The organism is Halomonas sp. EF61, assembly GCF_040147045.1.
GTDB lineage: Bacteria > Pseudomonadota > Gammaproteobacteria > Pseudomonadales > Halomonadaceae > Halomonas > Halomonas litopenaei.
Map to the genome: position 1 here is coordinate 140,507 of NZ_JAMSHM010000003.1, position 13,863 is coordinate 154,369.

The following is a 13,863-nucleotide window of genomic DNA, read 5'->3' on the forward strand; positions in this document are numbered from 1 at the left end:
GCTCGTCGGCGGTCGTTGCGTTACGGGGGAAGGGCAGCAGCCAGGCACGCCATATCGCGGTTTTATCGTATCTATCGTTCGAAATTTTTCCACGGTTTGCCGTCTAAAGATGCGTTAAGCTCGATTTCATCGATTAATCAAAGGGCGTTGGCATGTGGCGAAATTCACGCCAGGGGTGGGGCCTGTTCGCCATCCTGCTGCACTGGACAAGTGCGCTGGCGATTCTCGGTCTGTTCGCCCTGGGCTGGTGGATGACCGGTCTCGACTACTACAGCAACTGGTACAACCTGGCACCCTGGTGGCATCGTGGCGTCGGCATGTTGCTGCTGTTCGTGGTGGCTGGCCGTATTCTCTGGCGGCTGGTGCAGCCATCCCCCGAGGCCCACGGTTCAGCGCTTGAGCGTCGCGGAGCGGCGCTCGGCCATCTGGCGCTGTATCTACTGATGACCACGGTGCTGATCAGCGGGTATCTCATCTCCACCGCCGACGGCAAGGGCATCGCCGTGCTCGACCTGTTTACCGTGCCCGCGCTGATCAGCGACCTGCCGGAGCAGGCCTCCCGCGCCGGCGTGGTGCACTGGTACAGTGCGCTGGCGTTGATCATCCTGTCGGCGGGCCACGCCCTGGCGGCTTTCAAGCATCACTACCTGGACCGTCAGGACACCCTGGTTCGCATGGTCGACCCGCGCCTGGCGCGTCGGGCCAAGCCTGACAAGACCACCGGGGAGCAGGCCTGAGCACGCCAACGTTACCCTGCGACCGCCGGCAAGTGTTGTCCGGACGTCAAGAATCGACCGGCCCGGGGCCGATGCATGACCCAAGGTCGGTATAGAGAAAGAGCGCTGACGCAATCACCGCGTAACCATCAAGGAGAGTGACATGTTCAAGAAGACCGCCATCGCCGCCCTGACCGCCGCCTCGCTGCTGCCGCTGGCCCAGGCCCAGGCCGCCGACTACGCCATCGATTCTGAAGGCCAGCACGCCTTTATCCAGTTCAAGATCAGCCACCTTGGCTATTCCTACATTCTGGGTAGCTTCGAGTCCTTCGACGGTACCTTCAGCTACGACCCGGAAAACGTCGAGGCGGCGTCCGCCGAGGTTGAGGTCGATGTCACCAGTCTGAACACCAACCACGCCGAGCGCGACAAGCACATCCTGAGCGGTGACTTCCTCGACGCCGGTGAGTACCCGACCGCCACCTTTACCTCCACCGGCTTTGAATCTACCGGCGATGGTGAAGGTGTGCTGAGCGGTGACCTGACCCTGCACGGTGTGACCAACAGCATCGAGATGCCGGTGACCCTGCTGGGCGAGGGTGACGACCCCTGGGGCGGCTATCGCGCAGGCTTCGAAGGTTCCACCGAGCTGGCGCTGTCCGACTACGACATCGACATGAGCAAGTTCCCCGAGCCGATGCACAACCTTGAGCTCTACGTGACCTTCGAAGGCATTCGTCAGTAACACGCCTTGGTCAACATGACGAAAGCCCCGGGACAGGTGCCCGGGGCTTTTGCCGTTGAAGGAGGCTGAGCGAGGGTTCGTTATGGCTTACCATAAGCGGCCTATCTACCATCCGGAGACACCGTGCACCTAAGTTCCGACTCTACCTCCCTGGGGCGCACCCTGTGGCAAAAGACCTGGCCGATGGCGATCGGAGTGTTGTCGCTGCTCGGCTTCCAGCTGGTCGACTCTGCCTTCGTCGCGCGCCTGGGCACCGCTCCCCTGGCGGCCCAGTCCTACACCTTCCCGCTGTCGTTTCTGATCATCGGCGTACAGGTGGGCATGGGGATCGCCATTGCCGCCTTGATTTCCCGGGCGCTGGGCGGAGGCGAAGACGACCGCGCCCGGCGTCTGGGCAGTCTGTCGCTGATGATGGGGACAGTCGCCATCGGCCTGCTGGCGCTGGTGTTATGGGCCCTGCAGAGTCCCATCTTCGGGGCCCTTGGGGCCGACGCTCACGCGCGGGAGTTGATACGCGCCTACTGGGCACCCCAGCTGGTCGCCGCCTGGCTGGGGGCGGTGGTGTACTTCGGCTACAGCCTGTTTCGTGCCCACGGCAACACCAGCTTTCCCGGCAGCATGATGGTGCTCACCAGCCTGGTGAACCTGTGTCTCGATCCGATTCTGATCTTTGGTATCGGCAACTGGGACGGGATGGGCCTGCCCGGGGCCGCCTGGGCCACGGTGCTTGCCTTTGGCAGCGGCCTTGCCTTGCTCGGCTGGCAGTTGAAGGGGCGCCACTGGCTCGCGTTCGAAGGCCTCCGGGAGGAATGGCGGCTATCGGGGCGGTCGTTTGCGGGGGTCGCCTGTCCCGCCATGGTCAGCCAATTGATGCCTCCACTGGCGGCGATGCTGGCGATTTCCACGGTGTCACGCCTGGGCGAATCCGCCGTGGCGGCCTGGGGACTGGCCAGCCGTCTGGAGACGGTGTCGCTGATGGTGGTGCTGGCGCTGACCATGTCGCTGCCACCCTGGCTCGGCCGCTGCTACGGCGCCGGCGACTGGGCCCAGGTGCACCGCCTGATGCGCCTTGCCCTCAAGGTGGTGGTGGTGTGGCAGTTGATGCTGGGTGTGTCGCTGGCACTGGCTTCGCCCTGGGTCGCCCGTGCCCTGGCCGGCACGCCAGAGGTCAGCGAATCGCTGATGGTGCTGATGCGCTTCATGTTGCCGAGCTATGCCGCGCTCGGGGTGTGCATGCTGGTGGTGTCGGCCGGCAATGCCCTCGGCTGGCCGATGCGCGCCATGCTGCTGTCTGCCGCGCGGTTGTTCGTGTTCTACCTGCCGTGCCTGTGGCTCGGTGTAACGCTGATGGGAGGTGTTACCGGCCTTGGGCTTGGAGCGGGGGTGGGCAACCTGCTGGCGGGGCTTGGCGCCTACCTGTTGCTGCGGCGAACATTGTCGCGCCCCAAGCGTAGCGGCAGGGGTGAAATTCAGGGTAGTTGAATCAACTGTTTTAAGAAGCTTGAAAGAAAGTAAAGCCTGCGACTCGTAATAACTTCGATATCACCGTTCGCGTAAGGTGGGTAAAAAAGAATAAAACACTTCGGACTCGACCCTATACTCCTCTCATTGCAGGCCGTGGCCATTGGCCACGGCCTATCTCATGCTCAACGCCCGGGATCGGGACGGGCCATCGACAACGAGAACAGAGGAGTGGCGACATGAAGGTACTGGTACTGGGAGCGGGTGTCGTAGGGGTCACCACCGCCTATTATCTGGCCCGTCAGGGACACGAGGTAAAGGTGGTCGATCGTCAGCCCTCCGTGGCGATGGAGACCAGCTACGGCAACGCTGGCCAGGTATCCTTCGGCTTCTCTTCCCCCTGGGCTGCCCCGGGCATCCCCCAGAAGGCGGTCAAGTGGATGTTCCAGGAACACGCGCCACTCAAGATCCAGCCCAAGATGGACTCGAACATGGGTCGCTTCATGATGCAGATGCTCAGCAACTGCAATCCCGACAGCTACGCCCTCAACAAGGAGCGCATGGTCCGCGTCGCCGAGCACAGCCGCGCCTGCATCAATGCGCTGCGTGACGAGACCGGGCTGCGCTACGAAGATCGCCAGCGTGGCCTGCTGCAGCTTTTCCGTACCGAAAAGCAGGTCGAAGCGGTGGGCAAGGACATGAAGGTCCTCGAGCAGTGCGGCGTGCGTCATGAACTGCTGGACGCCAGCCGCATCGCCCAGGTGGAGCCGGCGCTTGCCCGTGTGCCCGGCAAGTTTGTCGGTGGCCTGCATCTGCCCGACGATCAGACCGGTGACTGCCACCTGTTCACCAATCGCCTGGCCGACTACTGCCGCGAGAAGCTCGGTGTCGAGTTCATGTTCAACACCACCATCGAGCGGCTGACGCGGGTCTCCGGCAAGGTAGAGGCGGTGCACACCAGCGCCGGCACCCTGTCCGCTGACGCCTACGTGATGGCGCTGGGCAGCTACTCGCCGTTCCTCGCCCGTGACCTGGACATCCGCCTGCCGATCTACCCGGTCAAGGGCTACAGCCTGACCCTGCCGGTGGTCGACGACGGCGGCGCGCCCCAGTCCACCGTCATGGACGAAACCTTCAAGGTGGCGATTTCGCGCTTCGACGACCGTATCCGTGTCGGCGGCACTGCGGAGCTGGCATCCTACGACCTCAGCCTGGCCGAGAAGCGTCGTGCCACCATTTCCATGGTCGTGCGCGATGTGTTCCCGGAAGGCGGCGATCTGGCCAAGGCCGAGTTCTGGACCGGCCTGCGCCCGATGACCCCGGACTCCACACCGATCATCGGCGCCACCAAGTACGACAACCTGTGGCTCAACACCGGCCACGGCACCCTGGGCTGGACCATGAGCTGTGGCAGTGCTCAGCTGTTGTCCGACCTGATCGACGGTCGCACGCCCGCCATCAACCCCGATGGTCTGGCTGTATCCCGCTACGCCGCCTGAAGCCTGAGGCTGTAGAGGCAAGACAAGGCATAACGTCAAGGGCACAGCGACAAGGCATAACGCCAAGACACAGCGCCTACCGATAGATAGCCAGAGCAGGGTGGTGCAGTAGCACCACCAGCGACTCAACCAGCACAACGACACCCCGACGGGCCTTGCCCGCCGGGGTGTCGTTGTTTGTGGTATTCGACCACGGCGCGTCGTCTAATCGTGGCCAAACCAGGAAAAGGGTGGGGCGCACTCAGCGACGTCGAGGCAAAGCTCGAATCCCCGGATATGTCGGTATATGCTGAAAGGCAACAACTAAATTTAGCCAGAATGACAGACAGTCCAGATCCATCAGGGCGTGGAAGCCTGGACGCCTTATTCAAGCCTGGTGGGGTAGTGCTGATTTCAGGGAAGGAAGTGGCAGCAATCGCCATGGAAGGGGCGTGTCTATGTGACATTCTCCCGCGGTAGCCTGCCTGTAGGGTAATCGGCAACCGGAATATCCACGCCGGGCCGGTGTCGATGCTATAACAGATCCAATGGGCTGGATGTGCCAGCAAACCGTTTGCCGATGACGTGGGTATAGATCTGCGTGGTTCGAACATCGGTGTGGCCCAGCAACTCCTGTACCGTGCGAATGTCCTGACCGGCCTCAAGCAGGTGGGTGGCAAAGGAATGGCGGAAGGTATGACAGCCGACCCGTTTATCCACGATACCTGCTTGTTTCACCGCCACCTTCAGCGCCTTGCGAGGGACTGAGTCGTGCAGGTGATGCCGACACAGAACTCCCGAAACAGGATGGGCACATAGGCCAGTGGAAGGAAACACGAACATCCAGGCCGGTTGGCGGTAGGCTCCTGGGTATTTCTTACCCAGCGCAAAGGGCAGCGAAGGGCCTACCCCCCGTGCGACGTCCTCGCGTTGCAGGGACAAGGCAGTATCCATCTGCCGAGTCAGTTCAGACATCAGGGTTGTACTCAGCAAGGTCTTGCGATCCTTGCCTCCCTTGCCGCTGACGATGGTCAAGGCCCTTGTATCGAAATCGATGTCTTTGACACGAAGCCGAAGACATTCCGCGATACGTAGCCCACTGCCATAAAGTAAAGAGAAGATCAGCCAGTTTCGTCCCGACATGCACGACAGGATTGCCGCGACCTCGGCACGGGTCAGTACGGTGGGAAGCCTACGATGTTGGCGAGCATGCTTGAAGTCGAGGAGTCCCAACTCGACACCAAGAAACTTGGGGTACAGAAAGGCGAGAGCATTCAACGCAATCTTTTGCGTATTGACCGAGACACCGTTGTCGTTGGCGAGCGATGTCAGGAAGACGCGCACCTCGGGTGCACCCATCTCAGCAGGATGTCGGCGTTGGTGAAACAAGATGAATCGCTTGATCCAGTGCAGGTAGGTTTTTTCTGTTCGAATACTGTAGCCACGCAAGCGTAGATCTCGGCGGATGGACTCCAGGAACGGGCTCTTGCTCATGTGTAGCCTCGCGAATACGCTTTCTGTAAATTTGTACAGCATATTGAGAGGCGTCCAGGCAGCGCGCCTGGAAAGCAACAGAAGAACGCATGTTTTCTCCGCACAAATTCTAGAAAAAAGGCAGAACATCAGAGAGATGTGAGCAGAGTTCGGTGGAATGTCGCGCACACTTTCGCAGGAATTCGAGCATGCGCGTGTTGGCGACTAAGGGCGAAGAAGGCATAGGATGAATTTCTTGGTAGTATCAAGAAGATGTGACGCATTTTACGCAGATCCGGGCGGCGTAAATTTAAGCACGCATATGATTAAAAATGTTATGTGTCTACAAAGATACAAAGGGTTGTCATGTTAAAGAGAATAAAAGACTGGTACGACGGAGAGATTAAAACGTACGACGAACCGAAGATTATTGGAATTTATACCGATAGGCACTGGACTTCGGATATTGCTCATTCAATCGTTGAATTTTATTTTGCTCATTGGAAATGGCTGTGGGGGCTCAGTGTATCACTACTAGGCTTATACATTGCATATCTGGGGTTAAGCAAAGGTGCGTAGGCTTCAACACATAACAAGTCAATCAACTTCGCGCCTGCGGCGCCGGACGCAGCAAAGCTGCGCCGGTTATTGAGGCGTTATACGTAAGGAGAGTACGTCATCGTGGATTTTCTTAAAGAGTTTGCTTTTCTTGCGCCGTATGGGACAACTCTCGGCGTTGCTGTGGCGGTATGGCAAATCTTCAGAAATAGTATACAGCAACGAACTAGCTTTGAAGATTCTTTGACAAAAGAGTACCGAGAAATAACTCGACGAATTCCTTATAAGGCACTCGTAGACGAAGAAGTATGCGAAGATGACCAATTGCTGGCATATAATGAAATATATAATTACATGGACTTATGCAATGAACAGATATTTCTTCGTATGTCAGGACGAGTTAGTAAGAAAACATGGAATAACTGGCAAGAAGGCATGTCCACCAATTTTTCTCTAAAAGTTTTTGATCGTGCATCAAAAGAAGTTTTCAGGAAACTCGATCAAAACTTTAAAGAACTGAAAAGAGTTCAAGAGTCAGAGTATAAAACAGACCCGAGAAAATGGAAGAACGTATAACAAGGTCGTGCAATCTGGCCTCCGGTTACTGTCCCCTATTGTGCAAAACCTGCACATTAGGGGATAGTAGCCTCCGGTAGTTGACGACGGCGTTATGTGTATTGTGCTCAGACTTACTTATTTATTTTCAAACGTTTGTACGTAATCTATTAAAATGTTTTTGTCAGTGTGGGGATTCATTGTGGTAAAGAAATTTTATCCGAATAATTTTCCTAAGTTTATTCGTGTTGAGGGAAAAGATGTAAACCTGAAGTTCGTGTTTGATAACATTAGAAATATTGGTATTGCTGCTTTACTCTTTGCTATCGGAGTTGCTGTAGCTAAAGGTGAGCCTCTAAATAGTTTATCATTTATGCCTTATTCTGAAGTGGTACTGGGGATTGTAATAGCTATTATTGGTTTTGTTTTAATGATACTTAATTTGGTTCAAGGCATTTTGGCAGTTCTAGCAACCGAAAAATTTAATATAGTGCTGTATTCATTAGTTTCCATTTTTCTACAAATAGCAGTAGGTGAAATATTTTTTAATCAAGTGTTCAAGTTTCTTGGTAAATGATTCACATAACAACGGCATTGAAGACGGATTCGCAAACGTGTGCCGAACTCGCTTCGCTCAGACATAGCACACGTTGCTCACCGCTTAATGGCGGCGTTAGCTGTCTTTGAAACTCTGGAGTCAATATGAAATTTGAATCTATTAATTTCCAAGATAAATACACAAAGTTTTCTGAGCATTGGTCGCCGCGTATTATTGCAGAAATGAATGACTATCAATTTAAGTTGGTGAAAGTTGAGGGAGAGTTTGTTTGGCATGATCATCCTGATACAGATGAAGTTTTCATCGTTATGGAAGGTGTGCTTAACATTGAGTTCCGAGATGGCATGGTCACGCTTAATGCAGGTGAAATGTTTGTAATCCCTAAAGGCGTAGAACACAAGCCAAGCTCTATCACCGAATGTAAGATCATGATTGTTGAGCCTAAAGGTGTCGTTAATACTGGTGATGAAAGTAGTGAACTAACTGCAGAAAATGACGTCTGGGTGTGAACTACAGCTAACAAAGCGTTTAAGAGTGACTCCCAATGTGTGCCGGTTTCGCTTCGCTCAAGTATGGCACACGTAGCTGCGCACCTTAACGCGGCGTTAGCTTTCAAGGGGAGATAAGTGCAATTGGCAAAATTGGATTCAATTTTTAGAGAAATATGGGAGCATGACGGGAGTCCGAAGGAGAAGGGGAAAGCGTACCTGAATCCATTTCAAAAATGGACATTCCGGTTGATGTTTTCCTTCTTTGGTCTGGCTATGATTGTAGCGCTTTCAACAAAAATTGAGATTTACGATTGGCAAAAACCAATAGCGTTGATCCTTGTTCTGTTGGCTCAAATAACCGGGATCCTGTATCAGATTTCTTTTGCCTTTGAGGCTTTCAAGATTTTTAAAGCACCTGCTAGGCACTTTTTGGAGCCGGTAACAGAATCTTCAGTAAGAGACTTCGAGCTGGCCGAATCATTTTCTAGGTTTACTGAGTCACAACTATATTACGCAAAAGAAAGGCTTTCCTTAGAAAGTGTTCATATGCGGTCACGTGTCAGCTTGCTCGTTGGAGCATTGGATAAGGTTGGGATAATTCCAGTTCTTGTGGCATGGATTTTAGCATCGTATAAATACATAGATAATGGCTCGATTGTTTTTGAGCAAATTGACTGGCTGGTATATGGCTTACTAGGGCTATATCTAGTAACTCTACCAATTTTATTCTTTGTTCATAAACTCGAAAGATATCTTCTATTGGTAAATACAGCTATCGAGATTAAAGCTAACAAATCAAGGTAAGGGACGCAGCAAAGCTGCGCCCCTGCTTGAAGCGTTGTGCCTTGGAAGGTGCACCGTATGACGAAGAGAGTCGACGATAGATCGTCCAGCCATCTAGGTATCAGGTCCCGAATGATCGATCACGATAAGTTACGCGCCTTGGTCAAACAACTTTATGCAACGGTTAGCGAATTGGAAGCCATGTTTCCTGGAAGGCACTTTACTCCGGATGGGCATATGGTTGGTAGTTTGGGGGAATGTCTCGTCGCGGAAGCCTATAATCTGGAGCTGATGGCAGCGTCCAACGAAGGCTATGACGCGGTCACTGAGTCCGGCCTGGAAGTCGAGATAAAAGCAACGCAGTCAAATTCAGTGGCGTTTCGAAGTAAACCGCAGCATACGATCATCATCAAAATCTTGCGCGATGGTACTTTCGAGGAAATCTACAATGGACCAGGAGACCTTGTATGGAGCCATTTCAGAGGCAAACGTCTGCCGAGTAATGGTCAGTTTCAAATCTCTGTCAATACACTCCGGAAGCTTAATGAAACCGTCGAGGAAGTAAGTCGTGTGCCAAGAAAAACACAGTCAGAATTTGGAAGTAAGGAGGGCTGAACGATCAGACATAGACGCACTTCTACGCTTGAGTCATCAGCTTGGTTTAACACACTTTGACAATGCGCCAGAGGCATTTGTACAGCCTTCTGACGCGGAAAAGGACTTCCTTCTAAGCGCTTTATATGAAACGGCTAGAGTTTTCCTGGTGGCAGAGATTGACGGCGATATTGTCGGCTTTGTAACAGCGAAAATCACTCGAAATGAGTCGATTCCGTTTCTGATAAGTAGCCCGATATGTCGAGTCGGATCCATAGTCGTAGATGAAGCCTCAAAAGGATCTGGTATTGGTCGTATGTTGATGTCCCATTGCGATGATTGGGCTAAAGCACAAGGCGCGGAGCAAATTAGGCTGGAGGTCATGTCCTTTAATGAAGATGCGGAGAGGTTTTATAAAGAGCTAGGCTACAAAGATCAATCTAAGACTCGGTGGAAGCCTGTAGAGTAGAAATACGTTGGAGTTTCTTCATGTTATACAAGTCTATAGTGCGTCTGCGTTTCATGAGTCCACGTTTGAAGGCCTAGTGTATGTCTGTAGTGCACGTTTGGATTGAGCACCTTTAGTTGACTCAATCTTATCGTTATTTCGAGTTAAATTTGTGGAAGTTTGAGAGATCTTTATTCTTTTGTATAAGTGTTATAGCACATATGTGTAGTGCTTTGGTATGGGCTGTAGTCAGAGAATATGCAAAGGATAGATGTCAGGTCCCGGATGATTAATTACACGCTTGGTGAATAGCTCAGGACGCCTGTTCTGCCAGTCTTTCATCGCTGAAATGGGGGCTTGGTGCTTCAATGCCTTCTGCGGGATGTGATGATTGTACAGCCAGCAGTATCGTTTTAGCGTTTGCTCCAGGTCTTCTCCGGAGACATAGCGACGCGTCGCCAAGACGTCACTGATACGGCCATTGAAGCGTTCGACCATTCCGTTGGTTTGAGGGTGGCCCGGTCGAATCAGGCGGTGCTCCACGTGGTGCTCTGCACATGCCTGGTCAAACGGATGCTGTCCGGTGGGCTTGCGCTCTCCACCAGAGGTGAAGCGATCCGTGAAGCTCTTGCCATTGTCCGTCAGCACCTTTTGGACCTTGAACGGGGCCTTCTCAACGACCCGATGGAAAAACGCTTCAGCATCGCTTGCCGCCTGGCTGGAGCGCAGCTCCAGATAGACCCAGCGCGTAGCTCGGTCGATGGCAACGTACAGATAGCGGCGCTGCGTCTCATCAGGCATCTGCGGCAGATATTTGATATCGATATGGAGGTAGCCCGGTTCGTAGTCTCGAAAGGGCTTGGGCGTTTCCTTCTTGCCCTCCTGATCCCTCTTAGCCAATTGGGCCAAGGTGGGCACCTGGCGGCGTTTCAACATCCGGTGGAGCGCCGCTCTGGATAGCGTGGGATGCAAGAACTCCCGGGCGACGACGAGCAGGTCGTCGAGCCCGAGACGAAGGAATTCGCGTGCCGCAATCAGCACCTCTTCCTGCTCGTGGTTGAGCGTTGCCTTGAGGTTGTGACGGGTGTGGGGGCGATCATAGACGTCATCGCGGTGCCGCCACCGACGTATCGTCATGTCACTGACACCAAAACGCTCCGCCAGCGCCGTATCGGTAATGTGAGCAGGAGCCGCCTGGATCTCAGCGCGAATCTTCGGGGTTGTAGTGGCTTGCTTATGAAGCTTGATCTCCATGGCAATGCTCCTGGATGAACTGACGGAGAAGCCCTCGGGCGGCTATCAAAGGATAGCTCCTTTTGGTCAATTGAACATCCGAGACACCACAGATAGAAAGGTGGTGGTGCTTGTGGGGCGATATAGTTACAGGAATAGGATATTTTCGCTGATGTTACCAATGGAGGGATTGGCCAACATGGACGTCGAGATTAGAAGAGCTGAGCCATCCGATGCTCGTGGTGTTAAAGATATATACGACTGCAGAAGCGCTTATGAGGGTACGCTCCAGCTTCCTCACCCATCTATTGCCTTGTGGGAGAAGCGCTTAGCCAGCACACCAGACAATGTGTATATGTACGTTGCTCTACTGGATGGAGAAATCGTCGGAACCCTTGGCCTGGAGGTTTGTCAAAACCCGCGTCGACGACACGTCGGCTCCTTGGGTATGGGCGTAAAGGATAAGGCTCAAGGTTCAGGCGTGGGCACAGCCTTGCTTTCTACAGCGATCGACCTGGCCGACAATTGGCTTGCTCTTCGGCGGTTGGAACTCACCGTCTATGTCGATAATAAACGCGCCATTGATTTATACAAACGATTCGGTTTTGACATCGAGGGAGAGGCTAAGGATTTTGCCTTTCGAGGTGGTGAGTACGTGGGAGCATTTTATATGGCGCGGCTTGGTGATGAACAACATCGGGCTACGGAGCAATAAGAAGTCGGTGGTCTCAATGAGCAAGTGCGTGCGGCATCGAACGGGACCTGCAGGGCCGCGCCATTTTTCCTACGCTTGATAGGCATCGGCGTGGGCGATCGTCATATGGCTCAGGACGGACGGTGCTTAGCGGGACGGCGACGTCTCGGTGGTATCTGGTATCGAATCGGTGAGTGGGTGGCTGAGGATGGATCAGGCCAACTGAGGCCGGCGATCAAATAGTGCGGTACACCCAATTGTGCACTCGGTGCACTCGATGCGTTCAGGTTCAGGCTCAAGTTTGGGTCCAGGCTCGGGGAGATGGCGTATGACCAGGCACGTTGGGTTTCGGAGGCTATGTCTCTCGATTTGGCTGCTCGCTGGTTCGTCGGCGGCCCTGGGCGCCGGCCTGCCATCGGGGGAGGGCAGGGAGGCTGTCGAAGTGCAGTGCTCGGTGTGCCATCCGGTCAGTCGCATCAGCCAGAGCCTTGGCTACAGCCGTGAGGGGTGGCTCGAGTTGATGGGCACCATGGTGGATCTCTCGAGTGATCCTGCCCGCCGCGGGGCTATCGCCGACTATCTGGCGGAGCATTTTCCTCCCAATGAGCGACGGGCACCGACGTTGCTTGAGGGAGATACCGATATCAGCTTCCACGAATGGGTAGTGCCGACGCTCGGGCAACGCTCGCGGGATCCGGCCGAGGCGCCAGATGGCGGGATCTGGTGGGCGGGCCAATGGGGTAATCTGGTGGGGCGCATTGATCCCATGTCCGGTGAGATGCGCGAATACCCGCTGCCGCCCGGCAGCATGCCTCACTCGGTGACGCTGGATCGTGACGGTGGCGTGTGGTTTACCGGCAACAAGAACGGGACGCTGGGGCGTCTCGACCCGGCCAGTGGGGATATCGAGGTGGTCGACATGCCTGACCCCTCGGTGCGTGATCCCCATACGGCGGTGTTCGATGATGACGGTCTTCTCTGGTTTACGGCGCAGCACGCCAATCGCGTCGGACGCCTCGATCCGCAAACCGGTGAGGTCGAACTCGTTGCCATGCCTAGCTCGGGGTCACGCCCCTACGGCATCAAGATCGATGCAGAGGGCACACCCTGGGTGGCCTGCAATGGCAGCAACTGCCTGGTACGGGTCGATCCCGACACCATGGCGCTTACCGAAATCGAACTTCCCCATCAGGCAACCACTGTGCGCAGGCTCGATATCGCCGATGACGGCATGATCTGGTACGTCAATTCGGGCAGGGGCCGGCTTGGGAGTTATGACCCTCGCAGCGGTGAGGTGCAAGAGTGGCCGTCGCCAAGCGGCGCGAAGTCTCATCCCTACGCGATCGCGGTACTCGATGGCGTGGTCTGGTACAACGAATCCGGGATGCGCCCCGATGCCCTGGTGCGCTTTGATCCTGCCACCGAGACCTTCCAGAGCTGGGCGATCCCGTCCGGCGGTGTTTACGCCGGTATCGTGCGGCATATGCGACCGACCCGGAATGGCGAGCTGCTGATTCATCAGAGCGGCACCAATCGCATCATTCGTGTCGAGATCAATCGCTAGGGGCCTCCGGTTGTTCCGGTGTCCGTAGCTCCCCTTCAGGCACCCCGTCGAGAAAGCCTCTCGGCGGGGTGCCTTCGTTTGTTGACCTGATGGCTGATTGGACATCGTCACATTGACGAAGACAGTCTATGCTTCAAAGGCCAAGTTTACTTAGGAAGAGTGTTCTACGGGGGTAGTCATTCTGATTGAATCCATCAGGAATACTTGGTAAGTACTTGATAAATTAGCCGAGATGTTTGGTGTCCTGCGGTCGTGGCCCCGGTGCCTTTTTAAGCACATTTTATTCAGGGCTGCGCCGCCAGAAGCGCTTTCCTTTCCGTGTCAGATGAAAGAGGTCAGCGCGGGGACGCTGTCGGGGCGCCTTGCCCGTTATCCAAAGCTCCGGTGTCCGAGCATGTTTCCCTCCTTCCTCGCATAGCACCAGATTCCGGTCGCCTGCCTCCTGTTTCGGTGGGCTGACGTCCCGGAAGTCGACTACCCCCGCGCGTTCATCGTTTCGATGACCCGGGTA

Annotated in this window: 14 protein-coding genes; 12 read left to right on the forward strand and 2 right to left on the reverse strand. The window is 54.8% G+C overall.

The genetic code is table 11. From position 1 onward, the window contains the following. Positions 1-152: 152 nt before the first annotated feature. The 4 genes from NFI08_RS15465 (at position 153) to NFI08_RS15480 (ending at position 4,421) form a co-directional block, all read left to right on the forward strand. Positions 153-737: a cytochrome b gene (locus NFI08_RS15465; RefSeq protein WP_045992461.1), complete on the forward strand. Its 585-nt coding sequence runs from the start codon at positions 153-155 to the stop codon at positions 735-737. A gap of 142 nt (positions 738-879) precedes the next feature. Then, positions 880-1,461, forward strand: a complete 582-nt coding sequence (locus tag NFI08_RS15470; protein ID WP_108448841.1) for a YceI family protein — start codon at positions 880-882, stop codon at positions 1,459-1,461. A 183-nt stretch (positions 1,462-1,644) separates the two neighbouring features. Further along, the gene (locus NFI08_RS15475; protein WP_213227284.1) at positions 1,645-2,943 is read left to right on the forward strand and encodes an MATE family efflux transporter; all 1,299 of its coding nucleotides are present in this window, start codon (positions 1,645-1,647) and stop codon (positions 2,941-2,943) included. A gap of 218 nt (positions 2,944-3,161) precedes the next feature. Further along, on the forward strand, positions 3,162-4,421 hold the full coding sequence (locus tag NFI08_RS15480) for a D-amino acid dehydrogenase (RefSeq protein ID WP_349590481.1): 1,260 nt from the start codon (positions 3,162-3,164) through the stop codon (positions 4,419-4,421). A 513-nt stretch (positions 4,422-4,934) separates the two neighbouring features. Here the strand turns inward: NFI08_RS15480 and NFI08_RS15485 are convergent. Further along, positions 4,935-5,894, reverse strand: coding sequence for an integron integrase (locus tag NFI08_RS15485; RefSeq protein WP_349590484.1), 960 nt, complete (start codon positions 5,892-5,894; stop codon positions 4,935-4,937). Between the two features lie 660 nt (positions 5,895-6,554). On the opposite strand from NFI08_RS15485, the gene NFI08_RS15490 reads away from it, so the two are divergent. The 6 genes from NFI08_RS15490 to NFI08_RS15515 all read left to right on the forward strand — a co-directional run bounded on the left by NFI08_RS15490 (position 6,555) and on the right by NFI08_RS15515 (position 9,882). Next, positions 6,555-7,007: a hypothetical protein gene (locus NFI08_RS15490; RefSeq protein ID WP_349590487.1), complete on the forward strand. Its 453-nt coding sequence runs from the start codon at positions 6,555-6,557 to the stop codon at positions 7,005-7,007. 181 nt (positions 7,008-7,188) lie between these two features. Continuing rightward, positions 7,189-7,563 carry a hypothetical protein gene (locus NFI08_RS15495; RefSeq protein ID WP_349590490.1) on the forward strand — a complete coding sequence of 125 codons (375 nt, stop codon included), beginning with the start codon at positions 7,189-7,191 and terminating at the stop codon, positions 7,561-7,563. Between the two features lie 125 nt (positions 7,564-7,688). Continuing rightward, complete coding sequence (locus tag NFI08_RS15500; RefSeq protein ID WP_349590493.1) at positions 7,689-8,054, forward strand: cupin domain-containing protein; 366 nt, start codon at positions 7,689-7,691, stop codon at positions 8,052-8,054. Between the two features lie 117 nt (positions 8,055-8,171). Then, the gene (locus NFI08_RS15505) at positions 8,172-8,840 is read left to right on the forward strand and encodes a hypothetical protein (protein WP_349590496.1); all 669 of its coding nucleotides are present in this window, start codon (positions 8,172-8,174) and stop codon (positions 8,838-8,840) included. A gap of 111 nt (positions 8,841-8,951) precedes the next feature. Further along, positions 8,952-9,434 (forward strand): DUF6998 domain-containing protein, encoded by a 483-nt coding sequence (locus NFI08_RS15510; RefSeq protein ID WP_349590499.1) that lies wholly within the window; start codon positions 8,952-8,954, stop codon positions 9,432-9,434. Positions 9,435-9,462: 28 nt separating this feature from the next. Then, a complete protein-coding gene (locus NFI08_RS15515; protein WP_349590502.1) occupies positions 9,463-9,882 on the forward strand; it encodes a GNAT family N-acetyltransferase in 420 nt (139 codons plus the stop codon). 228 nt (positions 9,883-10,110) lie between these two features. Here NFI08_RS15515 and NFI08_RS15520 read toward each other — a convergent pair whose 3' ends face one another. Beyond that, on the reverse strand, positions 10,111-11,115 hold the full coding sequence (locus NFI08_RS15520; protein WP_349590505.1) for an IS481 family transposase: 1,005 nt from the start codon (positions 11,113-11,115) through the stop codon (positions 10,111-10,113). Between NFI08_RS15520 and NFI08_RS15525 the strand changes: the two genes are divergently transcribed. Next, on the forward strand, positions 11,114-11,809 hold the full coding sequence (locus NFI08_RS15525; RefSeq protein WP_349590508.1) for a GNAT family N-acetyltransferase: 696 nt from the start codon (positions 11,114-11,116) through the stop codon (positions 11,807-11,809). The genes NFI08_RS15520 and NFI08_RS15525 overlap by 2 nt on opposite strands. Positions 11,810-12,230: 421 nt before the next feature. Beyond that, positions 12,231-13,352 carry a Vgb family protein gene (locus tag NFI08_RS15530; RefSeq protein ID WP_349590511.1) on the forward strand — a complete coding sequence of 374 codons (1,122 nt, stop codon included), beginning with the start codon at positions 12,231-12,233 and terminating at the stop codon, positions 13,350-13,352. Positions 13,353-13,863 lie beyond the last annotated feature (511 nt).